Origin of the sequence: Rahnella sp. BIGb0603, assembly GCF_024808755.1 — a bacterium.
Lineage (GTDB): Bacteria > Pseudomonadota > Gammaproteobacteria > Enterobacterales > Enterobacteriaceae > Rahnella > Rahnella contaminans.
On the sequence record NZ_JANUEX010000006.1, the window covers coordinates 121,779 to 147,278 of the forward strand.

Sequence of the window (25,500 nt, forward strand, 5' to 3'; positions counted from 1 at the left end):
CCAAGATTCTTGCTTCAATTAAGAACTTGCCACTTTACGTTGGCATTATAGAGCAACCTTGGCGTTGTAAAGTCTACAACGTGGCGCGAAACTTACAAGCTTGAAGTGTTAACACCGTGGAAAAAAAGGGAAAAACGTACACATTTCTTAACGGCTTTGACTAATTGTTGACAAAAACTGGAGATAATCTGAGGTCGGAATACCCATTTTTACTGGGTTTGAAGCCGGTTTCAGCACAAATCACTAAGTTCCATACTATTTTCGTAGGAACATTCCTATTTTGAACTAATGGTATACAGAAGAGTGAATTTTTACTGTGGAGTGATGTCCACTAGCTGAATTCTGTTCATTTGTTGGCTTCATAATGAACCCATATGACCCTCCATGACGTGCTGCAATTTGCAGTCTTTCTCTTTCTGAATCATTCAAATCGGGTAACCACCCAAGCACAACACTGTAATTCCCTGTGAGCAACGCTTTTTCCATTGCATCAACTGTAGACATCGCTGTGATTTGATTTACCTGCACCATTTTATCGACCGGCAAACCAGATTGAGATAACCAGTGACGGCTCAGTTTCTGCTGAGGCGTGAGCCATAACAACCAGCGGGATTGCATACCCAAATGCTGAAGCAGTGGCAGAAGTAACTGCGCAAATGCTGGCTGGCTCGCACTATAAACGAACTCCGTGATCAGACCATTATTCAAGGACGCAGACGAATTTACCTGTGTGTGGGCGACGGGCAAAGCAGACTGACTAAAATGATGATTTGTAAGATGTTGAGTGCGCATAGTGATATACCCCAGTAGGTTACTGTATGAATGTACAGTACTCTGGCGATGAGCAAAGATCAACCCAATTTTTCCAAGACATCTCGCAAATTTTGAAGGGAATATCCTCTGGCTGCATTTTATGTTTGTTGCCCATCTCTACATTGCGTATTTTGCTTTTAGCAGTACAGGTAACTTACATGGGATATATGGAATGAACATGAAAAGGATAACGCGATGATAAATCAATCAAAAAAAAGAGTGCTGGAGTGTCTGGAAATTTTTGCTTCTCTGGGGGAAGTACGTGCCCGTACCCAGTTTGGCGGCTTCAGTTTATCTGCTGATGGAGCCATGTTTGCATTGGTCTCAGACGGAGAATTATATCTGCGCGCCAGTGCTGAAACTGAGGCACATTTTTGCCGGAAGAAGATGGAGAGATTGATTTATCGCAAGCGGGGAATGGATGTGAAGTTACGTTATTTCAAAGTTAATCCGGCGCAGTGGGACGATACCGAGGCTGTGCGGAAACTGGGTAAATACTCACTTAAAGGAATGCTGCGTGAAATCGAATTGCGCAAAAATAACGAAGCCGGGCGGCTAAAAGATTTACCGAATCTTTCTCTGGCTCTGGAGCGGTTGCTCTGGCAGGTGGGGATAGCAAATTCGGGCGATCTGCGCACACAAGGCGCGTGCAAGACCTACCTGAAACTCTGCGCAATGAAAAAGAAGAATCTGGGTATTAACTTGTTAATGGCGCTGGAGGGCGCCATTTTGGGATATCACGAGGCCGCTTTGCCGATGGCTTCCAGAGAAATACTGACTCAATGGTTTAACCACCAGCAAGAGCAGCCATTCGACACGATGCACTAAGTTTCACCGGATCCTGACGAGCTGTCAGTCATGGCTCTGAACGGGCAGAATTTTACTGTTAAGACTGGTGAGCTCTGGAAGATGGGCCACCAGCAATCCGATTTGTTGCAAGACAAGCTGTTCTTTGCTGTCTGAATCGGTCGTCCGCATCTGGATCCTTGCCGTCAGTTGCTCCAGGGCTTTTTCTATCCGCCCGGATTCAGAAGGCAAATGGTGCAGTGCGCCATCAACACAGCAGACCGCGTCATCAAGCAGTCTCAGGGTTTCGGTATCACCGAGTTTTTCACGATGCGCCCCCAGCGCTGAAATGAAACTCAGCATGGTGTGATTAAGACACAGCAAGCGAAACGCCGCTTCAAGCGTGGCAGGGTCGTTGTTTTTCTCCGAACTCATATTCGAAACCACCGATGCCAGCTCAGCATCGCAGTTATGCGCGTCACGCCGAGCCAGACGGTAATCCAGACTGTTATCTTTGCCCTGATGGTATTGCACTAATATCGCATCCAGATACCGGCAGTTTGCGTCGAACGTTTTGCTGACGACTTTATCTATCTGCCTGAATTTCCAGTCCGGCCAGATGAACGTCACGGCGGCCCATGCAATCGCACAGCCAATCAGCGTATCGATGATTCGGGGTATCGCAATCTCAAAACCCTCTCCCAGCAAGTTGAAGCACAGCAACACCAGCAGGGTGATGAACATCGTCGCCTGCGCGTATTGCACGGTGCGGAAGGCAAAGAACAATAATCCGCTGATCACAATCAGGATCATTTGCCCTTCAACCGAAGGCACGAAGTATAAAATCGGAATGCCCAGAGCAATCCCGGCCAGTGTCCCGATGATTCTCAACGCCAGCCTGCGGCGGGTCGCGCTGTAGTTCGGCTGACAGACAAACAGGCTGGTCAGCAAAATCCAGTAACCGTGGCTCAGGCCGCTGACCTGTATGAATACGTAGCCGATAAACAGCACCACCGACATGCGCACTGCATGACGAAACAGAACAGACTGCGGTGTGAAATGCCGGGAAATGCGCAGCCAGATATCATCCAGCCCGGTGAGCTTATCGTCGACGAACGGACTTTTGCCTGTCTGGTTTTCCGGTAATGATTGCTCTGATTCGATATTCGCCAGCTGCGCGTCAATCGCGTGCAAATTCCTCAGAAGATGGCGAAGAGCCTGGAGCATTTCCCGGTGTTCGCCCTGATATTCCAGTCGTTTCAGCGCTTCTTCAAGACGGGAAAACGCCCGCTCGAACTGGCTGTTGTGCGTATATTTCTGGCGATACAGGATGCACTGGGAAAGCTGCAAACAGGCGCGGGCCTGCATACTCATCAGACGCTGAAAACGGAAAAGAATATCGCTGTGATGAAACTGCTCGCTGAGTTTGAGGTATTTCACATGCGATGAGCTTGCGCGCTCATGAATATCCTGTACCACAAAATAATAGTGCAGGGTCCGGCGCGTACCTTTCTGTCCGCGGTCGCCTTTCAGGCGGGTTTGCAGCGTATTTTTGGTCTGATTCAGCGTAGAAACCAGCTGGCCGTTAGCCATGGCCAGTTCCACCAGTTGCTGATTATTATCTTCCTGATCGGGGTCAAAAAGCGTCGCTTTAGCTTCCAGATAAGCCGCCAGCTGCGTGAAACAGCGGGAAATCTGATCCTGAAGCGGCCGGATAGGGAAAATAATATGCCCGGCCAGCGTCAGCAGGTTATACCAGATGGCGCCGGCGAGCAGGATCAGAGGCTGCTGATACCAGATGTGATACATACTGGTGCCGAGCATTGTATAAATCGCGATGAGCAACGCACCGAACGCAATCGTGGCATACCGTTGTCCAAGTGCGCCCAGCAGGATAAAACCGCAGGTTGAAATCATCAGCCCGGGTGCGAATAACCAGGGATAGGGAAACAGCAGTTCGATAGACGCTGAAGCGATAAAAAAGCAGACCAGAGTGATCAGCAAATTGCGTAAGCGACCTGCCAGACGATCGTCCAGATCGGCCAGCGCAGCCGCTACCACGCCGAGCGTCAGAGGGATGGTCAGCGTTATCTGACCCAGCCACCAGGGCATTGCGGCGGCACCCGCCAGCGCAATGAAAATCCTGATGTGGTAAAGCACATTGCTGTTATAGGCATAGCGCCTCAAACCCGGTGCAATAGAAAGCACGGAAAAACCCCACGGTTAACATCAAAAATGAAAAATCAGCGAATGCGTCCGTTTTTTAGCTGACGGCTGGCATTGGCTTCACGAACTTGTTTTGCAAGTTCGACGGAGACCACTCTTCGCCCTACCGGCCAGAGCGCGATGGCTGCGATTTTAAAGTTCGCGATGCCCACCGGAATACCGATAATGCTGATACATTGAGTGATGCCGGCCAAAATGTGTGACAAGCATAACCACCAGCCGAAAAAAATAAACCAGAAGATATTCAACAGGGTTCCGCCACCGGACATCAGCGCGCTGCGTTTTTCCGGGTATAATTCGTCAACATGCACCGCTTCATTGCCAAAAGGCATCAGTGAAAGACGGGTGATCTCCCAGCAAGAGCGGGTCAGCGGCAGGGTAAATATCAGCACAATGCTCACCAGCGTGGCGAATAGCCAGGCGAGGGTGGTAAAAAAACCGCCTAAAACGAAGTTAAGAATATTGAGTACAGTGCGCATATCGACTCTTCCCGAAGATATTAATAAGTTGAAAAATTTCAGGTTAACTAAAAAGAAACACCGTCTTATTCTACCCTGTTTTGGAATGTGGATCGCCTCTGCAAATCAAAGGTAAACTCTTAAAACGACTTGCATGTAAAATAAGAAATATTACTTTTCCGTCAGGAATTAAAGAGAAAAAACGGTGTGATGATATGGAATTGAAATCGACCTCTTTCGGGAAACATCTGGCGCAGCATCCCTATAACCGGGTGCGTCTGCTTAACGCGGGCGTAGAAGTCAGCGGCGACAAACATCACTACCTGATCCCTTTTAATCAGCTTATCCAGATCCGCTGTAAGCGTGGCATTGTCTGGGGCGAGCTTGAATTTGAATTGCCCGAGGCAAAAGTTGTCCGCCTGCACGGCACTGAGTGGCAGGAAACGCAGCGTTTTTATCAGCACCTTCTCAAAATCTGGCAGGCCTGGAGTGAGGAGATGAGTGGCGTCAGCGCGGGCGTTCTGCACGGGCAAATTGAAAAAATCACGCACATTGAAGAACAGGATAAGTGGTTTAAAAGCGCCGATCTGGCTGACGTCCAGAAAGACATCACCGGGGCATTTTCCGCCATTCCTGTCCCCGTCGGGCGTCTCAATGATTTCGATAATTGCCGCGAAGATTATCACACCTGCTTACGCTGGCTTGAGCAGGGAAAACGCAGCGTCGATAAACGCAATCTGGCCTGGACTGACCGGGTGATTGCGGAAAATCAGGACTTCTTTGATACCGTCGAAGTTTCTCCGCTAAATGAAAGTCAGTGTCGCGCGGTAGTGAATGGCGAAGACGCGGTTCTGGTGCTGGCAGGTGCTGGCAGCGGCAAAACCTCGGTGCTGGTGGCGCGCGCAGGCTGGTTGCTGCACCGTCAGGAAGCGGTACCGGAGCAAATTCTGTTGCTGGCGTTTGGACGTCAGGCCGCGGATGAAATGAACACGCGTATAAAAGAACGTCTGCATACCGACGGGATCAAAGCCAAAACGTTCCACGCGCTGGCTTTGCAGATTATTCAGGAAGGCAGCAAGAAAGCGCCAAAAATCAGCAAACTGGAAACTGATGCGAAAGCGCGCCGCAGCCTGCTTATCAAAACCTGGCAGGAACAATGCGCTGGCAAGAAAGTGCAGGCCAGCGGCTGGCGGCAGTGGATGACCGATGAGCTTGAATGGGATGTGCCGGAAGGGGATTACTGGAAGAATAAACCGCTGGCCGAACGTCTGGGCAGCCGTCTTGAGCGCTGGCTGAGTCTGATGCGTACGCACGGCGGGAGCCAGGCCGAAATGATTGAGAGCGCACACGAAGACGTGAAAGACCTGTTTTCTAAGCGCATCCGCCTGATGGCTCCGTTACTGAAAGCCTGGAAAACGGCGCTGAAAGAAGAGGGCGCGGTGGATTTCTCCGGGCTGATTCATCAGGCTGTGAACATTCTGGAGAAAGGTCGCTTTGTCAGCCCGTGGAAACACATTCTCGTCGATGAATTTCAGGACATTTCCCCGCAGCGCGCGCTGTTGTTGTCGGCATTGCGCAAGCTGAATAAGCGCACCAGCCTGTTTGCGGTGGGCGATGACTGGCAGGCGATTTACCGTTTCAGCGGTGCAGAGCTTTCCCTGACCACCGCTTTCTCAACACACTTTGGCGAAGGGGCTCAGTGCGCGCTGGATACCACTTACCGTTTCAACGACCGCATCGGTGAAATCGCCAATAAATTTGTTCAGCAGAACCCTTATCAGCTGAAAAAACCGCTGAACAGCCTGACGAAGGGCAACAAGAAAAACGTGGTGATCTTGCCGGACGAACAGCTGGAAAAACTGCTGGATAAGCTCAGTGGCTATGTCACTGCCGATGAAAAAATTCTGGTGCTGGCGCGTTATCACCATTTACGGCCGCAGATTCTGGAAAAGGCCGCTACCCGCTGGCCTAAGCTGAATCTTGAATTTATGACGATCCACGCCAGTAAAGGTCAGCAGGCGGAATACGTCATTATTGTCGGCCTGCACGAAGGCAACGACGGCTTCCCGGCACCGGCGCGTGAATCGGTGCTGGAACAGGTCTTATTGCCGGAACCGGAAAACTTCATGGATGCCGAGGAACGGCGGTTACTGTATGTGGCGATGACCCGTGCGAAGCATCAGGTCTGGTTAATGCAGGATAAAGCACGTCCTTCCGTTTTTGTGGAGCAGCTGGAAGATATCGGCGTTCCGGTGCAACGAAAACCCTGACAACACAACGCCCGGCAAATGCCGGGCGTTGTGTTGATGAAGGTGTGACGAATACGCAGTTGTGCGCATCATTCTTTCAAACGTGCCCACAAGTAACGCTGATAATCAGGGATAGTAATATCCACTTCTGACTGGAAAAGCGGCGACGCAATCAGGAAATCCGCCGTCGCCACATTGGTGGCGACCGGAATATTCCATACAGTTGCCAGGCGCAGCAGGGCCTTAACATCCGGGTCGTGAGGAACGGCATTGAGCGGATCCCAGAGGAAAATCAGCAGATCAATTTTCCCTTCCGCAATCAGTGCGCCAACCTGCTGGTCACCCCCCATCGGGCCACTCAGCATGCTTTTTACCGTAATCCCGGTGCTACGCTGAACCATATTTCCGGTGGTGCCGGTGGCATAGAGAACGTGTTGCGACAGTTCAGCGACGTTTTTATCCACCCATTTCATCAGGGTATTTTTGCAGTGGTCATGCGCGACCAGGGCAATGTGTTTTTGTTTGGCGATCGTACGGGTCGTGTATTCCATCTAATTCCCTTCAACGCGTAAGTAAGAGTGGCTCACAGAATACTGAAACTCCGTTTTACTGCATAGCGTGGGGGCAACAAATCGACGTTAAGAAAGAGAATGCGTGATGCAGATTAAGTTACGACGCGCGTTCTTGTTTTTCCGGCAGTTTAAACCAGAGTAAAAATTGTTCGATACCGGCATTGGCGGCCAGACGCGTCCAGAGCGGATGAAGATAAGCGATGGAAATTTGCGAAGGAACATCACTTGCCAGCGCTGATTTTCTGTCGGTATTACCTCGGGCAAAAGAAGGTACGGCAGCGCGTGCACCGGATAAGTTATACGTCATCATGAGCTTTTCAGCGGCAGCCGTATTACCCGGGGTAAACAGGCTCAGGACATCGCGTTGGGTTACCAGAGTTTTTCCCTGATCATCCACCAGCTGATAATTCATTTGCTGACTGAACTGGGCGGTGTCTTTTTCATTGCTCAGCGAAGGCAGGATGAAAGAAACCGAGCGACTTCCTTTGGCATTGAATGTGACGATCAATGCCGGAGAGTGATAAATCTGCGCGTTTTGCGCAGCAGCAGGGTGCAGATTCTTGCTGACCTGAAACAAAATCTGATGCTGCCCGCCATCCAGCTCAAGGCTGTCCGCGCCTTTCAGAATAGCGCCAGACATCTGTTTGCCGTCGATCACCAGCACATCCACATCCGCAGACAGTTTGAGTGAGGTCGCAGAAGCTGACGCCATCAGGCTGAAGCTCGCTAATGCGACCAGCGCACGACAGACTTTCATTCTTCTCTCCTCAGACACACCATTGCTCATCCTCCATTATTCAGTAATGGTGATTGTGTGTCAAAGTTTTACAAAATGTTTTAATTTCACATGAGGCAATTCTGCACACCGATCCTTTTTGCGCCGGGCCCTGTCGAAACTGTCAGGCTGCGTTACACTTAGCGGATACAGGTCAAAAGGAGATAACCCCGTGCAAGACAATGATATTCGCAAAATTCTTGAGGACGTAAAAACGATCGCTCTGGTGGGTGCCAGCGACAATCCTGGCCGCCCGAGTTATGGCGTCATGGCTTATCTGCTTTCTCAGGGATATAAGGTTATTCCGGTCAGTCCGAAACTGGCAGGGCAGGAACTGCTGGGGCAAAAAGCGGTGGGATCGCTGGCTGAAATCGCAGAACCGGTGGATATGGTCGATGTTTTCCGTAACGCGGAAGCCGCTTACGGTGTAGCGCAGGAAGCCATCGCAATTAAAGCAAAAGTGCTGTGGCTGCAACTGGGCGTGATCAACGAACAGGCCGCTGTGCTGGCAAAAGATGGCGGGCTGAAAGTGGTGATGGATCGCTGTCCGAAAATTGAAATCCCGCGGCTGGGTATGGAAAAGTAACTGCCGCAGGCAGTAATTAGACGAAAAAACCGGCCAAAAATAGCCGGTTTTTCATTATGCGGGCGCGGGATAATCAGTTGCGCAGACGCGGTGCCTGTAACTGACTGCGGATAGAAGCGGCCAGGTCATCCAGAGACGTTTGTTCCGGGTGCGAGCGGGCAGCTTCATGGTCAATCTGAATTTCTGCCAGATACGTGTGTACCGGCTGGCCTTCTTCATCTTCCATTACCACGTGATACCAGGGCGCGGCACGCATTGAATCGTCAGCGGCGACGTCATCGACGCCGGGTTTTTCGAGTGAATATTCAGCGTCGACATCAATTACCACGCCTAAATAGCCTAACAGTCTGTGGCGAACCTGCTGGCCGATACCGTATTTGCTGGCAATCATAGTCATCTCCCAAAATCATCATTAATCTCTATATGGAGATAAAATGTGCTATTTCAAGTTTTGACCGCTTAATCTGCTAAAAATTCTGCGACGCGCTGCCGGAACAGCACGTCGTGATCATCGGATTAATTCATCACCAGACAGGCGAAGCCCTTCAGGTACAAACCTTCAGGATACGCGCCGGTCACCGGGTGATCGGCAGCCTGACGGAACTGCTCCACGAACTGAATTTCCCGGCCGGCATCCAGTGCGGCGTCAGCGAGGATTTTCTGGAACAAATCGGTTGGCAGCAGACCGGAACAGGAGAAGCTCAGCAGAATTCCGCCCGGACGCAGCAACTGAATCGCCAGCATATTAATATCTTTATAACCACGACAGGCGCTTGCCAGCTGGTTTTTGTTCTCAACAAATTTCGGCGGATCCATCACAATCATGTCGAACTGCTGGCCTTCCGTGCGGTATTTACGCAGCAGCTGGAAAACGTCTTCGCGGACGAATTCGGCTTTCGATAGATCCAGTTTGTTCAGCTCAACGTTCTGACGCGCAACGTCAAGCGCGGCCTGAGAGGTATCTACGTTAGTGACTTTGGTGCAGCCGCCCATCAGCGCAGACACGGCGAACGCGCCGGTGTAGGAGAAACAGTTCAGCACATTGCGGCCAGCTGCGTAGCTGCGTGCAGCAAAGCGGCTGTCGCGCTGATCAAGATAGAAGCCGGTTTTATGGCCTTCTTTGATATCAACCAGCAGGCTCATACCGTGTTCCTGAATCGGCAGCAGGGCAGGGGGTTCTTCACCGACGACGTGACCCTGAACCAGCTCCAGGCCTTCTTTTTTACGCACCGCAACGTCGGAACGATCCCAGATGGCGCATTCCGGATAGCAGTGTTGCAGCGCGGCAATCAGAGGTGCGCGCTGGTATTCTGCACCAGCAGATAGCAATTGCAGCACCAGGAAATTCTGGAAACGGTCAATGGTGATGCCCGGCAGACAGTCGGATTCACCGGCAATCAGACGGTAGCCGTCCAGCCCGTCACGTTTGGCGATATAATCACGCCAGCTTTGCGCCTGCTGTAAACGGCGGATGAAGAAATCAATATCGATGTCTTCATCTTGTTTAAAAGTCCAGACACGGGCACGGATCTGGGATGACGGCGAATAAGCACCGCGCGCCAGCCATTTCCCCTGGCTGTCTACAATATCAATAGTGTCGCCGGAATTGGCTTTACCCTCGACGCGCTGAACAGCGCCGGAAAACACCCACGGGTGGCGGCGTAAAAGTGATTTTTCGCGGCCTTTGGCCAGAATTAAACGTGCAGTCATAAAATTAGGTTCTGTCGGTTCGGAGACAAAAAAGAGCGACATTGTCCGGTCATGCAGGTGAAATTGCAACGAACCATACCGCTAACGGAGAGAAATATTATGGCAAAAGTCAGTATAGCCGCCTATGTCTACGGCAGGGTGCAGGGGGTCGGTTTTCGTTTTGCGACACAACATCAGGCTACCGGGTTAGGGCTGACCGGTTATGCAAAAAATCTTGAGGACGGCAGCGTCGAGGTGGTGGCGTGCGGCGAACAGGAGAAAGTGGATCAGCTGCTAGCCTGGCTGAAACAGGGCGGCCCGAAACATGCGCAGGTTGATCGCGTGCTGAGTGAGCCCGCCGCTCCCGGTCATTACACCGATTTCAAAATCAAATACTGAAGCATTACAGGCATTTTACCGGTTTTGGCAGGCCTGCGATTTTGGTCGCCTGTTTGGCCGGGCCTTTCGGGAACAGCCTGAACAGATAGCGGCTGTTGCCTTTCTCTTCACCGTATTTCTGTGCCATCGCTTTCACCAGCATGCGCACGGCCGGTGATGTATTGAATTCGAGATAAAACCCGCGCACAAAACGCACTACTTCCCAGTGCGCATCGGTAAGCTGAATGCCTTCTTCTTCTGCCAGCAGCGGTGCCATGCCTTCCTGCCAGTCATTACTGTTTTTCAGGTAACCCTGAGCGTCGGTTTCTATTACCTGACCGTCGAATTCCAGCATACAACCTCTGACCTGTAAAAATGCAGCCGACAGTTTAGCAAAAAGCCCCGTCTGACAAAATAAAAAGCCCCGCACGGTGGCGGGGCTGGAGCGAATTACGTGTGTAATCAGTTACGTGATGACATCCCGAGAATGCTCAGCAGGCTGACAAACACGTTGTAGAGCGAGACATACAGGCTGACCGTGGCGCGAATATAGTTGGTTTCGCCACCGTGAATAATATTACTGGTCTCCCACAGGATTGCGCCCGCTGAGAACAGAATAAACAGGCAACTGATCGCTAATGACAGCGCCGGAATTTGCAGGAACAGGTTCGCGATCACCGCCACCAGCAGCACAACAAAGCCCGCCATCATCATGCCCGACAGGAACGACATGTCTTTTCGCGTTGTCAGCACGTAAGCCGAACAACAGAAGAAGACCAGAGCCGTACCGCCAAGCGCCAGCATAATAATGTCACCGGCACCCACGGAAAGCAGGGAACTCAGCAACGGTCCGAGCGTGTAGCCCATGAAACCGGTCAGCGCGAAGGCTGATAAAATACCCGCCGGGCTGTTCGCCGTGCGGTAAGTCAGGAACATCAGGCCATAGAAACCGACGATAGTCAGCAGGAAGCCTGGTGCAGGTAAGCGGAGAACTGTACTCGCCGTCGCAGTGATCGCCGAAACGCCGAGCGTCAGTGCTAACAGGAAATAAGTATTACGCAACACCCGGTGTGTGCTTAACAACGAGCCTGCGCGTGATGACGTAGAGGCAGCGTAACGATCCATAATAAAATTCTCACTTTTAACAAAACGTTGGAGTCGGTGAAAATACAGTCAGACTGGAGTGTAAGTAGTTGCGTGACGTCATTAAAGACGTTTTACCCTTCTTTACCTCTCTAAGCGCCGCCAGGCGGGGTTTCCTGATGCCAAAATCGCCGTAATGATGCTTAAATCGCCGCTTAAGAACCGAATGCCTGTTTTTCAGGCAATTGAATGTAATCAGGCTTTACAACCCGATCGGCTATGTTTATAGTTCGCTTCGTTGCGGAGGGGTGGCCGAGCGGCTGAAGGCACCGGTCTTGAAAACCGGCGATGGGAAACCATTCAAGAGTTCGAATCTCTTCTCCTCCGCCATATACAACACAAGAAAGCTGCTAAGAAATTAGCGGCTTTTTTTGTCTCTGAAATTTGTGAAGCTGATTTAAATGCTCATTAAATCAACAAAGTAGACTGAAAATAATGTTTGCATCTTTTTTCCTGTCTTGTATACTACGCCCCGTACTGAACGACTGACGTCGCGAAGTGCTTGTTGTTTACGGAGGGGTGGCCGAGCGGCTGAAGGCACCGGTCTTGAAAACCGGCGATGGGAAACCATTCGAGAGTTCGAATCTCTCCTCCTCCGCCATAAACAACACATTGAAGCTGCTAAGCAATTAGCGGCTTTTTTTGTGTCTGAAATTCGTCTCACTCCGCAATGGCTGTATTTTCTTCGCCCGCTTCTATCTGCCCGTATTGCCGTGGCGAACAGCCGAGCGTCCGTTTAAACGCCGTGCTGAATGCACTTTCTGATTCATAACCCAATGACAATGCCACACTGGAAACCGGCTCGTTGCCGTTTGCCAGCCGGTCTCCGGCCAGCAACATGCGCCAGCGCGTCAGATATTCCAGCGGCGCGCTGCCGACGGCCTGTTTAAATTTCAGTGAGAAGACCGAGCGCGACATGCCTGCGCGTTCTGCCAGCGTCTGAACCGTCCACCGGTGCGCGGGATTTTCATGCATCGCGTTCAGTGCTTTTGCTAATTGCTTATCCGCCAGTGCGGCAAACCATCCGCTGGCCCTGCGTTCTGGCGCGTTATCGACGTGCATCCGCAGCGCCTGCACCAGCATCATGTGCGCCATATGCTGCGCGATAAGCAAACCGCCGGGGCGTTCGTCGCGCAGTTCCTGCATCATCTGTTCCACCGCCCAGCGCAAACTGTCTTTGTCGGATTCTTTTGAGATATGCACAACCGGCGGCAGCATCGCCAGCAGGGTCGGGGCGTTGGCTCCGCTGACGGCAAAACGGCTGCCGGTCAGGAAGAAATCTTTGCCGCCATTACACGACACCGTGCCGCCGCCGCGCGCCTGTTCAAAAATCGGCCCTGCATCGACCGGTGAAATACTCAGATCGCTGGCAAGCCGGAAAGGGCGGCCGCTGGGCAACACGAAACAGTCTCCGGCTTTAAGATGGACCGGTTCAGGCACCGATTCGACGGCCAGCCAGCATTCGCCGGTAATAATCGCATTGCATTTAATTGACTGATAATGAGAAGGAAATTGCACGGACCAGTCTCCACCGGCTTCAAAACCTTTGGACATATAGCTGCGTGGTTTGAGCAGCGACAACACATCAGAAAGTGGATCCATCAACGACTCCGGACGATTACAAAGATATTACGGACATTAGCGCATAGATCGTCTTTTCTCCAGCCCCTATATTTCATGGCGTAGTCTTTCATTTTTTCAGAGAACACAGAGGAAATTGCCATGCGTGTATTTGTAACAGGAGCAACAGGTTTTGTCGGTTCTGTGGTCGTGGAGGAATTGCTGCGCGCGGGCCATCAGGTGATCGGGCTGGCCCGTTCGGACGCGTCAGCGCAGGCGCTGAAAGGGGCCGGAGCCGGTGTGATTCGCGGCAGTATTGAAGATCTGCAAAGCCTGAAAGCAGGCGCGGCGCAGTCCGACGGCGTGATCCACACTGCGTTCATTCATGATTTTTCTAAATTTATTGAGAACTGCGAAAAAGACCGGCTGGCAATAGGCGCGCTGGGAGAGGCGCTGGCGGGAACGGAAAAACCGCTGATCGTGACGTCCGGCACGGCGCTGGTGAATAACGGCCAGCGGGTGACGGAAAAGGATTTGCCGGATCCGCAGGGCGGAAATCCGCGCGTGGCGTCCGATCTGGCCGTCGCCGCGCTGGCAGAACAGGGCGTGCGGGTTTCGCTGGTGCGCCTGCCGCCGTCCGTGCATGGCGCGGGTGACCACGGTTTCGTGCCGATGATCATTGCGATGGCGCGGGAAAAAGGCGTGTCGGTGTACATTGACGAAGGCAAAAATGTCTGGCCTGCGGTTCACCGGCTGGACGCGGCGAAAGTGTTCCGGCTGGCGCTGGAAAAGGGCGCGCATAATGCGGTTTATCATGCGAATGCCGAGGAAGGCGTGCCGTTCCGCGAGATTGCAGAAATGATCGGCAGACACCTGAATATTCCGGTGGAAAGCAAAACGGCAGAAGCCGCCGCGGCGCATTTTGGCTGGTTTACCCACTTCGCGGGGCTGAGTAATCCGACGTCCAGCGAACTGACCCGCAGGGTTTTAGGCTGGAAACCCGAGCATCAGGGCTTACTGAAGGATATCGATACCGCCGGATACTTTGATTAATTCCTCACGCAAATCAGGCTGCGTTTGCAGCCTGATTCTAACGTCTCGCCGTGGTTTTAATGGTGTTAATTGCCTAAAAAACGCCCCGACTCACAAATCGGGAAGATAAAAACAATCCCTCATTGCCTGTCTGACGTTATGCGTTATGTTGATTTTTAGTTTCTCAAATGTAACTAGAGGTTAACAATAATGTCTAAAAAATTACGTCTGTCTCTGATTGCTGCTTCTGTACTGATGTCTTCCTCCGCAATGTCTGCCCTGCCGCAGGGCTATCCTGCGGATTACCAAAAAGTCGTCGATGCCGCGACCAAAGAAGGCAAAGTGGTGGTGTATTCCACCACCGACACCAAAGCTGCCGGCCCGCTGATCCAGGGTTTTGAGGCCACTTATCCGGGCATTAAAGTGGAATATAACGACATGAACAGCACCGAGCTGTACAACCGTTATATCAGCGAACAGGCGGCGGGCGGCACCAGCGGCGACGTGGTCTGGAGCTCTTCCATGGACACCGCGCTGAAGCTGGCGACTGATTACGCGCAGGAATACAAATCGCCTGAACAAGGCCAGTTGCCGAAATGGGCGGTGTGGAAAGACAAAGCCTACGGCACGACCTATGAACCGGTGGTGTTTATTTATAACAAACGCCTGATCCCGGCCGGTGATGTGCCGGATTCCCATGCCGCACTGGCAAAACTCATCGCCAGCCAGACCGAGAAATTCAACAAAAAGGTCACCACTTACGATATCGAGAAATCCGGTCTTGGCTTCATGCTTTCCGTGCAGGATTTCAAAGCCGATCCGAACTATTTCAAAACGCTGGCTGACGTCGCCAAAGGCGGTTTAGCAGTGCAGTCTTCCACCGGCACCATGATGGAAAGGGTGTCTTCGGGTGAAAACCTGATTGGTTTTAACATTCTCGGTTCCTACGCCGAAGCCCGCGCCAAAACCGATCCGTCGCTCGGCATTTCCTATCCGAAGGATTACACCCTGGTGCTTTCGCGCGTTTCCTTCATCAGCCAGCAGGCCAAAAATGACAACGCCGCCAAACTGTGGCTGGACTACGTGTTATCTGAAAAAGGGCAAACCATTCTGGCAAATCAGGCCGACATTCCGTCAATCCGCAACGATATCGAAGGTAAAAACGACATCGACGGCCTGACCAAACTGCTAGGCAATGCGCTCAAGCCAATCCCGGTCGATGAAACCCTGCTCGAATACCTGCAACAGAAAAAGCGTCTGGACTACATCAAAGAGTGGCGCGCCGCAGCACAAAAATAAGACTCACGGAGGCGTCCGCGCCTCCTGTTCTCTTACCTGATTTCGCTGTTCAGGGTTCCTAACCGAAGGGAAGTAACATGAATGCATTGCGCAGAAAGTGGCAAAGCTTGCCGCGTGGCATTGTGGTGCTGATAACCGCGCTGGTTATCTACATTCCGTTGTCGTTCATCGTGATACAAAGTTTTCTCTCCGCTCCGTTCTTTTCCCCGTCAAAAGAGTGGAGCCTCGAGTCTTTCGGATTCATTTTCACCGATCCGGATTTTTATAAGGCGCTGAGAAGCGGCTTTATTCTGGCCTTCGGGCTGGTGGTGATCGCCATTCCGCTGGGCGGTATTCTGGCGTTCCTGATGGTGCGCACCGATTTGCCGGGCCGCCGCGTGATTGAACCGCTGATCCTGGTGCCGATTTTCGTCTCGCCGATGGTATTAGGTTTCGGTTACGTCGTCGCCGCCGGGCCGGTCGGGTTCTTCTCGCTGTGGGCGCAGTCGCTGATCGGGTTTGTGCCGTGGAACATCTACGACATGTCGAGCATCGTGGTGATTGCCGGGCTGACGCACGTTCCGCACGCTTATCTGTACATCTCCTCGGCGCTGCGCAGCGTGGGTTCGGATGTGGAAGAAGCCGCGCGAACCGCCGGTGCCTCGCCGCTTCAGGTCATGACCGCCGTCAGTCTGCCGATGGTGCGTCCTTCCATTTTATACGCCACCGTATTGCTGTTTTTCCTCGGGCTGGAAGTCTTCGGGCTGATGCTGGTTCTCGGCGACCCGGAAGGCAACATGGTGCTGGCAACTTACCTGTATCAGCTGACCAACAAACTCGGGACGCCGTCTTATCATCTGATGGCCGCCGTCGCGGTGGTGCTGATTTGTATCACCATTCCGCTGGTGATGTTGCAGCGCCGCCTGATGCGAACGGCGAACCGCTTCGTGACCGTCAAAGGCAAAGCCTCTCAGGCGCGGGCGTTGCCGCTCGGGAAATGGCGCTGGGTGGCCGGTGCGGTGGTGGCGTTCTGGCTGACCGTCACGATTGGTGTGCCGCTGCTCGGCGTGATGCTTCGCGCGTTTATTTCTAACTGGGGCGTGGGTGTTTCCCTGTGGGATGAGCTGTCGTTCAACACCTTCCGCACGATCTGGGAACAGCCGAACCTGCTGCGTGCAATCGTCAACTCGATGGCAATTGGTGTCATCGGTGGTGCGCTGGCGGTGGCCTGTTATCTGTTTATCGGCATTGCGATGCACCGCAAACCGGACGGCGTCACGCGTTTCCTCGATTACAGCGTACTGGTACCGCGTGCGGTGCCGGGCTTGCTGGCCGGTCTGGCTTTTTTGTGGGTATTTCTGTTCCTGCCGATGTGGCTGGATAACGCGCTCAAATCCGGCTGGCTTTCCGGGATGCCGTGGTCGCAATGGCTGCGCGACAACCTGGTGGTCTGGCTGCGTTCCCTGCGCAGTACCATTTTCAGCGTCTGGCTGGCCTACACCGTGGTGTGGATGGCGTACGGTCTGCGGCTGATCTCCTCCACGCTGTTGCAGGTCGGCCCTGAACTGGAAGAAGCGGCGCGCAGCACCGGCGCAACGCGCGGGCAGATTACCCGCCACGTCACCATCCCGTTGTCGCGCTACGGCCTGATTGGCTCGTGGTTGCTGATGTTCCTGATTTTCGAGCGCGAATATTCCACCGGTGTGTACCTCTTATCGCCGGGTACAGAAACCATCGGCTCAATGCTGGTTTCCCTGTGGGCGGCGGGCGCGATAGACATCGTTGCCGCGCTGTCCTTTATTAACATCCTGCTGGTGGTGTTAGGTCTGGGTATTGCCCTTCGTTTTGGAGTCAAATTACATGATTGAATTATCGGTCGAGAATCTGCACTTAACCTACGGCGACAACCCGGTGCTCAAAGGCGTGTCGATGGATCTCAAGCGCGGGGAAGTGGTGTCGTTGCTCGGGCCTTCCGGCAGTGGCAAAACCACGTTATTGCGCGCCGTCGCCGGGCTGGAAAAGCCGACGCAGGGCACCATTATCATCGGCAAAAACAAAGTCTACGACGGCACGCCGCGCAGCGAAATTCCTGCGGAAGAGCGCAACCTCGGGCTGGTCTTCCAGTCTTATGCGCTGTGGCCGCATAAAACCGTGTTCGAGAACGTGGCGTATCCGCTGAAACTGCGCAAAATCGCAGCGGGTGAAATCACTCAGCGCGTGCAGGATGTGCTGAATCAGCTCGGGCTGGGGCATCTGGGCAAACGCCATCCGCATCAGCTTTCCGGCGGACAGCAGCAACGCGTGGCGATTGGCCGGGCGCTGGTCTACAACCCGCCGGTGATTTTGCTCGATGAGCCGCTCTCCAACCTGGATGCCAAACTTCGCGAAGAAGCCCGCGTGTTCCTGCGTGAGCTGATCATCAAGCTTGGGCTGTCGGCGCTGATGGTCACGCACGATCAGAACGAAGCGATGGCGATTTCCGACCGCATTCTGCTGCTCAATAACGGCAAAATTGAGCAACAGGGCACGCCGCAGGAAATGTACGGTTCGCCAAAAACCTTGTTTACCGCGGAATTTATGGGCAGCAATAACCGCCTGCACGGGAAAATCACTGAAGTCCGCGACGGCAAAGCGCGGATCGAAGGCAGCGGCTGGACGCTGTGGGGGCAGGCGGGCGACGGCGTGCAAGCCGGTCAGGAAGGCACGGCGGTGATCCGCGTTGAGCGCGTGATGCTGGCGGAGGGGCCGGGCGATAATCAGCTGGAATTACCGCTGCTCACCAGCATGTATCTCGGCGACCGCTGGGAGTATCTGTTCCGCACGTCCGGCGATGATTTTGTGATCCGTGCGTACGGCGCTGATGTACGCGATCCGCAGCATTGTCATCTGTCTTTGCCGGAGCAACATGTGTGGATCTTCCCTAAACAACAGGGAAGCACTCAGGGCGCTTGACACAAACAAGGGGAATCGACAGATTGGTTCCCCTTGTTTGTTTAAAACGGTTTTTCCATGACTCAGATTTCATCTTCCACCGCTAACAGCACCTTAAAAATTGTCAGCCTGGCCGACGTTCCTCAGTATCTGGACGTCGTGACCGAATACCTTCACGGTGAATGGTCTGACTTTCCTCACTGGGCCCAGAAAGAGTATATCCGCCAGCGGCTTATACAGCGGATGAACAGTCGCGGACGCCAGTGTGTGCTGATTGCGCTTGATGAAAATGACCAGGTTGTGGGCACGGCGGGCGTGATGCGTTACGAACTCAGCGATGTCGCGGAACGCAAATACTGGCTGGGCGAAGTGTTTACGCCGCGTCATCTGCGCGGAAAAGGCATTGGTACGGCGCTGGTTAAAGCCTGTATCAGCCGCTCGCGCGATGCCGGGCTGGAAACGCTCTGGCTGTACACGCCGGATCAGCAGGGGCTGTACGGGCGTCTTGGCTGGCAGGAAGTGGAAAACCGCGAAGTCGATAATGAACAGGTCACCGTGATGCAGCGTTCGCTCCGCTGAAGCTATTCATGCTCTTCCATTCAGGGGAACCGCGTCCTGCGGTTTCCTGAAATAATTCTGTCATTTCCTGCGCGTAAAATTCTGCTTCTTATCCAAATAATGCAGAATAATCATGATATTAACGTCACATTCACGTATTGGTAAAATGCCTTTCAACAGATTATTTCGATCTGTTTTCACAAAGCGTCCGCGGGGAATACTTTTCGGGGTAATTTGCGTTATCGCCCTGTTTTCTGCTTTACAGATTTTCTCCACCGTTGTGCTCACCAACATTCTTCAGGACGCGCGCAATAACGTTATTGCGACGGAAAACCTGCGTCAGCAACAGGCGGTGATGGATAAAGCCCGCATGGAATTGCTGATGGCCAGTGACAAACTCAACCGCGCAGGCATTTATTACATGCAGGATAAAGAAACCGGTTCTGACGGCAGCTGGCACAGCCTGATGCAGGAGTCGCTGGATTCCCTGACCGCCTCGCAAAAAGCGTTTGCCCGTTTCGACGGCATGACGAAGAACGCCGACAAAGCCACCGCCGAGCTTAAAGCCAGCTACCAGATGTTCTTTGACGGGCTGCGCGAACAGTCGGACGGTCTGCAAAAAAACAACACCATTGATTCCTTCTTTGAAGTGCCGATTCAGGCATTTCAGGATGATTTCAGCCAGAAGTATTACGCCTATCTGGAGGTCAATGAACACACGGCGGTGTCGCTCAGCGACCGTTTGCTCAGCTCGCTGACACAGGCAAAAACCTTATTTATGGGCGCGCTGGTCATTCTGGCGGTGATCGCCGTTCTGGTCTGGCGCGGCGTCACGGCCTGGATAATACGCCCGCTGCAACGGATGATCGGGCATATCAGCGTGCTGGCCGCCGGGGATTTATCCCGCGACGTCGAAGACGATCATTCGCGTGTGATTGAAATGCGCGAACTGGGCGTAAGCCTGCGCAACATGCAGCGCGGCCTGCAAAAGCTGGTCAGTGAAGTGCGCGATGCGTCCTCGCACATCATGCTTAACATCAACCAGATGGCGAAAGGTAATGAAGAACTTTCCGCGCAGGCGGCCATTCAGAGCGAAGAACTGAAAGCGGCGACCGAACACATCACCCATCTGAATGAGCGGGTCAAAGAAAATGCCCTGCACGCGCAGCAGGCCAGTAAACGCGCCGAACAGGCAAAAGGCGTGGCGACGCGCGGCGGCGAAGTCATGGGGCAGGTGGACACGGCGATGAAAGAGATTGTCAGCCAGTCGACGGAAATGAGTAGCATCGTGTCGATGATCGACAGCGTGGCGTTCCAGACCAACATTCTTGCGCTGAATGCGGCCATCGAAGCAGCGCATGCCGGGCAGCACGGGCGCGGCTTTGCGGTGGTGGCAAAAGAAATCGGCCTGCTGGCGCAAAAAAGCAGCCATTCCACACGCGGCATTCATCAGCTGATTGACGATTCCGTAGAGCAAATCGGACGCGGATCGGCGTCTGTCAGCGTTCTGAGCCAGAGCCTGGAGGAGATTATCAACATCTTCAACGGTCTGAGCGCGCTGGTGAATGAAATTTCAGAAGCGACGTTGTATCAGGGGCAAAGTGTTCACGATGTCTCCGAACGGATCACCGCGCTCAACCATGTGACGCTGCAAAACGGCAAACTGGCCGATCACGCGGCGGCATCTTCCCAGCAATTACTCGACCAGTCACAGCGGCTGGAAAGGGCGGTGGCGCGTTTCGGGCTGGCAGCGGCGTAAGTAAAGATTAGCTTTTATGCCAGACTAGCATGCTGCCTTCGCTGTGCCCGGTGACCGGATCGGTCGCCGGCAGCGGCACGGCTTTGACCGCCTTAGTGCGTGCGGCCAGCAGCGGCAGTTCGTCATGACATAAATCGGCTTTAATGTCCGGTGGATAAGCGCCGACCAGCATAAAATCCTCGTCGGCGGAAATCTGTTTATGGCCGATACCGGCGGGAAGTAACAGGACGTCGCCGACTTTCACGTCAATAATCTTGCCGTGTTCGCCGCCGAGTTGCAGCTTGGCCGTGCCGGAAAAAACGCCCAGCGCTTCATGCGTATTTGAGTGGAAATGCGTGAATGTATAAACCGGATAACGCCACTGCGGCGGCCAGCCGTTGGAGCGGAAAAGGTGTTCAAGATAATCGGCGTTATCGACGGCATCGGGTGGGATCACGCGATGATAAATCAGCACCGGTAAGGAATTATTGGGTACGCCGCCATCGGGTTTATCAATCAGCAATGTGTCCATCGCAACCTCTCTGGGATCCGCAAAGCCTAAACGGGGGATCGGCAACAGGGCCATCAAACCCAGCAAAGTCACAAACCGGCGTCGGTCCAAATGCATCAGGAATAGCTCCTTGTCGCGCAATCAAAGACTTACATCATTCATGTATAGATCATAAATGGCGGGCTGGCCTCTTTTTCCGCGCCATTTTTTTGCCCGCCGGAAAACGGTTAAATTCGCCCCTACAGTTATCAGAAAAAACTTAAAAACTGTAGCAATCAACAAATATAAGTCATATTGGCTGGCTATATCGGCCATCTCTTCTAGTCTTAACAATACAAAAAAGACCTCAGGAGGAGATGTTATGAATAAGAAAATGTTAATTATGGTTGCTACAGCAGTTTCTGTACTGGCAGGGTGTCAGACTTACGATCGTGCAGCGAGTTACGTGAAAGAACCTGTCGTCAGCGACGTTAAAGTCGGCATGACCAAATCTCAGGTTCGTGCTATTGCAGGGCCACCGTCAACGGAAGCGACGTTGGTGCACGCGAAAGGGACTTGTCAGACTTACGCTGTCGCCCCGCGTGATGGTAAAGCGCAGACTTACTTCGTCAGCTTCAACGATACCGGTCATGTCATGAATAAAGGCTATCAGTCTTGTTCAGACTACGACAAAGATCCGCAGGCGGGTCAGTAATACGGTCTGGCTTCTCCTCCGGCTAAGGGGGAGAAGCCTCATTCTCAGGCTTTCTCTGTCACAATCCTCACACCGACTTTACTCACCTGATTCCCGTCCATTTCTGCAATCGTCCACGTCAGCCCGTCCCATTCGATATGGTCACCGATGACCGGTTCGCCACCCAGCAGGCGGATAACAAAGTGTCCCAGCGTTTGTGACTGGTCAACGGAATCTTCCAGGTTCAGGCCATACAGTTGGGAAATCGCATCCAGCGGCGCATCGGCCTGCAAAATGAAATCCCCGAAGAAACGATCGTCGAGCACGACTTTATTGCTGTCGCTGAACAATTTACCCAGTTCCGGCAAATCCTTTTCCTGACCGATGACGCACAGAATATCGCCTTCCTTGAGCCGCGTGCTGCCGGTCGGATGCAACATTTCCTTTCCGCGGAACAGCGCCGCAATCCGCGTCGCCTGCGGCATTTGCAGGTCACGCAGAGCCGCGCCGACGCACCATTTGTCGGAGCCGAGCTGATACACAAACTGTTCCCAGTCGTTATAAACGTCGATATCCAGCCCGACGCGGGAAATCGGCGTCGGCTGCGGTGGCACCAGCACTTTGGCTTTTTTGGCCGCAAAGCCCAGAGATGTGCCCTGAAGCAACAGCGATACCAGCACGATAAAGAACGCGACATTGAAATACAGCGTGGCGTTCGGCAGGCCAGCCATCATCGGGAAAACCGCCAGAATGATCGGCACCGCGCCGCGCAGGCCGACCCAGGAGATAAAGAAACGCTCGCGCAGGGTGAAGTTTTTGAACGGGATCAGGCTGACAAACACCGACAGCGGGCGGGCCAGCAGGATCATCCACAGGGAAAGCGCCAGCGCTGCGAGGGCAATAGGCAGCAAGTCGCTCGGCGTCAGCAACAGGCCAAGTACCAGGAACATCCCGATCTGGCTCAGCCACGCCAGCCCGTCGAAGGTCTGCAAAATGCCGTGACGGTTGCGGACCGGCATATTGCCCAGCATCAGGCCGCACAGATAGACCGCCAGAATGCCGCTGCCTTCCAGCGCCATGGTGGCCGCATAAACCAGCAAGCCGCCGCTGAACGCCAGCAACGGATAGAGCCCGGCCGCCAGCGTAATCTTGTTGATGAGTTTATGCAGCAGCCAGCCGCCGCCAACGCCAAACACAATGCCGAGGCCAAACTGGCGCACGACGTCCACGACAAACATCAGGCTCAGCCCGTGTTCACCTTTGGAAATCATGTCGATAAGTGTGATGGTCAGGAAGACAGCCATCGGGTCATTGCTGCCGGATTCAATTTCTAAGGTGGCGCTGACGCGTTCGTTCAGGCCTTTTCCGCCGATCAGCGAAAACACCGCCGCCGCATCGGTGGAGCCGATAATCGCGCCAATCAGTAAACCCTGCATCAGATTGATGTGGAACAGCCAGGCGGCCGCCAGCCCGGTCAGCCCGGCGGTAATCAGCACACCGACTGTTGCCAGCGATAGCGCGGGCCAGAGGGCGACTCGAAAGGAGGAGGCGCGGGTGCGCATTCCGCCATCGAGCAAAATCACCGCCAGCGCCAGGTTACTGACCAGATACGCGGCCGGATAATTATCAAAGGCAATGCCACCGATCCCGTCGACGCCGGCCAGCATGCCGATCGCCAGGAAAATGACCAAAATAGGGATACCGAGCTTCGAAGAGAACGAACTGAGCAAAATGCTCGCTGCAACTAACAGGGCGCCAATAAAGAAAAGGGTATTAATCGTGCTGGCGTCCAAGAGAGATCTCCTTGTAAAGCTTTAAGGGCGCGGGGGAAGTGCGGTTGAGTCATTAATGACAACAGGTCTAATTTATCAGGAAAATGAGCGTCTTGCTGAGGTCATTTAGGATTTTTATTAGTTGCACTTAAGAATAAAAAACTATGCTTAAAGATGAGCAATGTCCATGAGTAGTGAACACAAAAGGAACTAAACATGAGTGAATATACCGGTGTACGCCGTGAGGTGCTGAAAGACGGTGCGATAAAACATGTGGTTATCCGCGATGCTGGCGGTACTGAACAGGCGATCGCAGCAAAAGATTACATTTCGCAAGGGATCCTGCCCGATCTGAATGAGTTGCCCGAAGTCAGTACGGACAACGAATTTCCGGTCGCCGGAAAAGGGTAAGCCCCCGCAGGGCACCTGCGGGGAAGGGGCTGTAGCCGGTTAAACCCCAAGCCGGTCGCGCAGTGAATAATAAGCAGCGCCGAGCATGGTAAACGGCACCTGGAGGTTGCGGCCACCGAAGAACGGCATGTGCGGCAGGCGGGCAAATGCGTCGAAACGTTCCGCATCGCCGCGCAGCACTTCGGTAATCAGCTTTCCGGCCAGATGCGTGAGCGTCACGCCGTGGCCGCTGTCGCCCTGCATATAGTAGATATTCTTTTCCAGCCGCCCGAACTGGGGCAGGCGGGAGAGTGTGAGCAGGAAATTGCCGCCCCAGCGGTAATCAATCTTCACACCTTTAAGCTGCGGGAACGTGCGGTTGAGCTTTGGCAGGATCACCGAATCAATGTTCGGCGGATTCTTCCCGCCGTAGGTCACGCCACCGCCGTACAGCATGCGGTTATCGGCAGTAAGACGGAAATAGTCGAGCAGATAGTTACAGTCTTCCACGCAATAATTATTCGGCAGCAGCGACAGCGCCATATCATCGGACAACGGCTCAGTGGCAACAATCTGCGAACCGCACGGCATGCTCAGGCGCGTCAGGCGCGGTGCAAGTTGCTGGCTCAGATACGCATTGCCCGCCAGAATCACATATTTCGCTTTGACCGTGCCTTTCGCCGTATGCGCGATGGCCGGTTCGCCGTGCTCGATGCGCGTGACCGCCGAGCCTTCAAAAATGCGTCCGCCGTGACGGCGTATCGCTTCGGCCTCGCCCAGCACCAGATTGAGCGGATGAATATGCCCGCCATTTTTGTCCAGCAGGCCGCCGACATAACGGTCGGTGGCGATTTCGCGGCGAACCGCGCTCTCATCGAGCAGCGTCAGCTCGGTATGGCCGTAGCGGTTCCAGAGTTTTTGCTGGTCACGCAATTTATTGAGCTGTCTTGTGCTCAGCGCCGCAAAAATACAGCCGGGGCGGTAATCGCAGTCAATCGCGTACTGATCAATGCGCTGGCGGATGATATTTGCGCCTTCAAACATCATGCTGCCGAGCATGTCGGCGGTCTGGCGGCCATAGCGGTCTTCAATCACATCGATATCGCGGCTGTAAGAATTGACCACCTGACCGCCGTTGCGCCCGCTGGCGCCCCAGCCGACGCGCGCGGCTTCCAGCACCACCACGTCGTAACCGGCTTCGCACAGATATAACGCTGAAGAGATGCCGGTATAACCGGCACCGACAATACAAACGTCGCACTCAATATTGTCATTAAACTCAGGCCACGGCGCGTGAGCGTTGACAGAACTGGCGTAATAGCTGTCGGTGTGAGGCGCACCGGCAGCGCGGGGACTTCCTGTTTGAGCACTCATGATGACAT

The 25,500-nt window shown here is 53.5% G+C and carries 25 protein-coding genes and 2 tRNA genes; 14 read left to right on the plus strand and 13 right to left on the minus strand.

The window, feature by feature from the left end; genetic code table 11:
• Positions 1 to 285 precede the first annotated feature (285 nt).
• Positions 286 to 792 (minus strand): SOS-induced cell division inhibitor SulA, encoded by a 507-nt coding sequence (gene sulA / locus M2403_RS17220; RefSeq protein ID WP_217153059.1) that lies wholly within the window; start codon positions 790 to 792, stop codon positions 286 to 288.
• 216 nt (positions 793 to 1,008) lie between these two features.
• Here sulA and M2403_RS17225 point away from each other — a divergent pair, with 216 nt between their 5' ends.
• Positions 1,009 to 1,641, plus strand: a complete 633-nt coding sequence (locus tag M2403_RS17225) for a TfoX/Sxy family protein (protein ID WP_152324128.1) — start codon at positions 1,009 to 1,011, stop codon at positions 1,639 to 1,641.
• Positions 1,642 to 1,665: 24 nt separating this feature from the next.
• On the opposite strand, the gene yccS is transcribed toward M2403_RS17225, so the two are convergent.
• Complete coding sequence (gene yccS, locus M2403_RS17230) at positions 1,666 to 3,807, minus strand: YccS family putative transporter (protein WP_208950616.1); 2,142 nt, start codon at positions 3,805 to 3,807, stop codon at positions 1,666 to 1,668.
• A 35-nt stretch (positions 3,808 to 3,842) separates the two neighbouring features.
• On the minus strand, positions 3,843 to 4,304 hold the full coding sequence (locus M2403_RS17235) for a YccF domain-containing protein (protein ID WP_152324126.1): 462 nt from the start codon (positions 4,302 to 4,304) through the stop codon (positions 3,843 to 3,845).
• A gap of 194 nt (positions 4,305 to 4,498) precedes the next feature.
• Here M2403_RS17235 and helD point away from each other — a divergent pair, with 194 nt between their 5' ends.
• Positions 4,499 to 6,553 (plus strand): DNA helicase IV, encoded by a 2,055-nt coding sequence (helD, locus tag M2403_RS17240; RefSeq protein WP_259230259.1) that lies wholly within the window; start codon positions 4,499 to 4,501, stop codon positions 6,551 to 6,553.
• 68 nt (positions 6,554 to 6,621) lie between these two features.
• Here the strand turns inward: helD and M2403_RS17245 are convergent, their stop codons facing one another.
• On the minus strand, positions 6,622 to 7,083 hold the full coding sequence (locus tag M2403_RS17245) for a methylglyoxal synthase (protein WP_152324124.1): 462 nt from the start codon (positions 7,081 to 7,083) through the stop codon (positions 6,622 to 6,624).
• 118 nt (positions 7,084 to 7,201) lie between these two features.
• Positions 7,202 to 7,861, minus strand: a complete 660-nt coding sequence (locus tag M2403_RS17250) for a DUF2057 family protein (protein WP_152324123.1) — start codon at positions 7,859 to 7,861, stop codon at positions 7,202 to 7,204.
• A 190-nt stretch (positions 7,862 to 8,051) separates the two neighbouring features.
• Between M2403_RS17250 and M2403_RS17255 the strand changes: the two genes are divergently transcribed.
• Positions 8,052 to 8,465, plus strand: a complete 414-nt coding sequence (locus M2403_RS17255; protein ID WP_152324122.1) for a CoA-binding protein — start codon at positions 8,052 to 8,054, stop codon at positions 8,463 to 8,465.
• Between the two features lie 73 nt (positions 8,466 to 8,538).
• Here the strand turns inward: M2403_RS17255 and hspQ are convergent, their stop codons facing one another.
• Together hspQ and rlmI are read right to left on the minus strand one after the other, a co-directional pair.
• On the minus strand, positions 8,539 to 8,856 hold the full coding sequence (gene hspQ, locus M2403_RS17260) for a heat shock protein HspQ (protein ID WP_104921500.1): 318 nt from the start codon (positions 8,854 to 8,856) through the stop codon (positions 8,539 to 8,541).
• A 125-nt stretch (positions 8,857 to 8,981) separates the two neighbouring features.
• Positions 8,982 to 10,175, minus strand: coding sequence for a 23S rRNA (cytosine(1962)-C(5))-methyltransferase RlmI (rlmI, locus tag M2403_RS17265; RefSeq protein WP_165058056.1), 1,194 nt, complete (start codon positions 10,173 to 10,175; stop codon positions 8,982 to 8,984).
• A 99-nt stretch (positions 10,176 to 10,274) separates the two neighbouring features.
• Between rlmI and yccX the strand changes: the two genes are divergently transcribed.
• The gene (gene yccX, locus M2403_RS17270; RefSeq protein WP_152324120.1) at positions 10,275 to 10,553 is read left to right on the plus strand and encodes an acylphosphatase; all 279 of its coding nucleotides are present in this window, start codon (positions 10,275 to 10,277) and stop codon (positions 10,551 to 10,553) included.
• A gap of 4 nt (positions 10,554 to 10,557) precedes the next feature.
• On the opposite strand, the gene tusE is transcribed toward yccX, so the two are convergent.
• Together tusE and yccA are read right to left on the minus strand one after the other, a co-directional pair.
• A complete protein-coding gene (gene tusE, locus M2403_RS17275; RefSeq protein ID WP_152324119.1) occupies positions 10,558 to 10,887 on the minus strand; it encodes a sulfurtransferase TusE in 330 nt (109 codons plus the stop codon).
• A 107-nt stretch (positions 10,888 to 10,994) separates the two neighbouring features.
• Positions 10,995 to 11,657: an FtsH protease modulator YccA gene (yccA, locus tag M2403_RS17280; RefSeq protein WP_152324118.1), complete on the minus strand. Its 663-nt coding sequence runs from the start codon at positions 11,655 to 11,657 to the stop codon at positions 10,995 to 10,997.
• A 260-nt stretch (positions 11,658 to 11,917) separates the two neighbouring features.
• On the opposite strand from yccA, the gene M2403_RS17285 reads away from it, so the two are divergent.
• Together M2403_RS17285 and M2403_RS17290 are read left to right on the plus strand one after the other, a co-directional pair.
• Positions 11,918 to 12,005: transfer RNA gene (locus M2403_RS17285), tRNA-Ser, on the plus strand.
• 183 nt (positions 12,006 to 12,188) lie between these two features.
• Positions 12,189 to 12,276, plus strand: a tRNA-Ser gene (locus M2403_RS17290).
• A 59-nt stretch (positions 12,277 to 12,335) separates the two neighbouring features.
• On the opposite strand, the gene M2403_RS17295 is transcribed toward M2403_RS17290, so the two are convergent.
• On the minus strand, positions 12,336 to 13,277 hold the full coding sequence (locus tag M2403_RS17295; protein WP_217153056.1) for an AraC family transcriptional regulator: 942 nt from the start codon (positions 13,275 to 13,277) through the stop codon (positions 12,336 to 12,338).
• 120 nt (positions 13,278 to 13,397) lie between these two features.
• On the opposite strand from M2403_RS17295, the gene M2403_RS17300 reads away from it, so the two are divergent.
• The 6 genes from M2403_RS17300 to M2403_RS17325 all read left to right on the plus strand — a co-directional run bounded on the left by M2403_RS17300 (position 13,398) and on the right by M2403_RS17325 (position 20,793).
• Entirely contained in the window at positions 13,398 to 14,288 is an 891-nt protein-coding gene (locus tag M2403_RS17300) for an SDR family oxidoreductase (RefSeq protein WP_259230263.1), read from the plus strand.
• Positions 14,289 to 14,477: 189 nt separating this feature from the next.
• Complete coding sequence (locus M2403_RS17305; RefSeq protein WP_152324115.1) at positions 14,478 to 15,566, plus strand: ABC transporter substrate-binding protein; 1,089 nt, start codon at positions 14,478 to 14,480, stop codon at positions 15,564 to 15,566.
• Positions 15,567 to 15,643: 77 nt separating this feature from the next.
• Positions 15,644 to 17,413 (plus strand): iron ABC transporter permease, encoded by a 1,770-nt coding sequence (locus M2403_RS17310; protein ID WP_101075872.1) that lies wholly within the window; start codon positions 15,644 to 15,646, stop codon positions 17,411 to 17,413.
• Entirely contained in the window at positions 17,406 to 18,497 is a 1,092-nt protein-coding gene (locus M2403_RS17315) for an ABC transporter ATP-binding protein (protein ID WP_259230265.1), read from the plus strand. Before M2403_RS17310 ends, M2403_RS17315 begins: the two co-directional genes overlap by 8 nt.
• A gap of 57 nt (positions 18,498 to 18,554) precedes the next feature.
• Positions 18,555 to 19,055 carry a GNAT family N-acetyltransferase gene (locus tag M2403_RS17320; RefSeq protein WP_208950610.1) on the plus strand — a complete coding sequence of 167 codons (501 nt, stop codon included), beginning with the start codon at positions 18,555 to 18,557 and terminating at the stop codon, positions 19,053 to 19,055.
• A gap of 112 nt (positions 19,056 to 19,167) precedes the next feature.
• A complete protein-coding gene (locus tag M2403_RS17325) occupies positions 19,168 to 20,793 on the plus strand; it encodes a methyl-accepting chemotaxis protein (RefSeq protein WP_259230269.1) in 1,626 nt (541 codons plus the stop codon).
• A 7-nt stretch (positions 20,794 to 20,800) separates the two neighbouring features.
• On the opposite strand, the gene M2403_RS17330 is transcribed toward M2403_RS17325, so the two are convergent.
• Positions 20,801 to 21,400 (minus strand): cupin, encoded by a 600-nt coding sequence (locus M2403_RS17330; protein ID WP_152324111.1) that lies wholly within the window; start codon positions 21,398 to 21,400, stop codon positions 20,801 to 20,803.
• A gap of 244 nt (positions 21,401 to 21,644) precedes the next feature.
• Between M2403_RS17330 and osmE the strand changes: the two genes are divergently transcribed.
• Positions 21,645 to 21,977, plus strand: coding sequence for an osmotically-inducible lipoprotein OsmE (gene osmE, locus M2403_RS17335; RefSeq protein WP_152324110.1), 333 nt, complete (start codon positions 21,645 to 21,647; stop codon positions 21,975 to 21,977).
• Positions 21,978 to 22,021: 44 nt separating this feature from the next.
• On the opposite strand, the gene M2403_RS17340 is transcribed toward osmE, so the two are convergent.
• A complete protein-coding gene (locus M2403_RS17340) occupies positions 22,022 to 23,749 on the minus strand; it encodes a potassium/proton antiporter (RefSeq protein ID WP_152324109.1) in 1,728 nt (575 codons plus the stop codon).
• Positions 23,750 to 23,944: 195 nt separating this feature from the next.
• Between M2403_RS17340 and M2403_RS17345 the strand changes: the two genes are divergently transcribed.
• Positions 23,945 to 24,139: a hypothetical protein gene (locus tag M2403_RS17345; RefSeq protein ID WP_101075866.1), complete on the plus strand. Its 195-nt coding sequence runs from the start codon at positions 23,945 to 23,947 to the stop codon at positions 24,137 to 24,139.
• Positions 24,140 to 24,178: 39 nt separating this feature from the next.
• Here M2403_RS17345 and M2403_RS17350 read toward each other — a convergent pair whose 3' ends face one another.
• The gene (locus M2403_RS17350) at positions 24,179 to 25,492 is read right to left on the minus strand and encodes an FAD-binding oxidoreductase (protein WP_259230270.1); all 1,314 of its coding nucleotides are present in this window, start codon (positions 25,490 to 25,492) and stop codon (positions 24,179 to 24,181) included.
• Positions 25,493 to 25,500 lie beyond the last annotated feature (8 nt).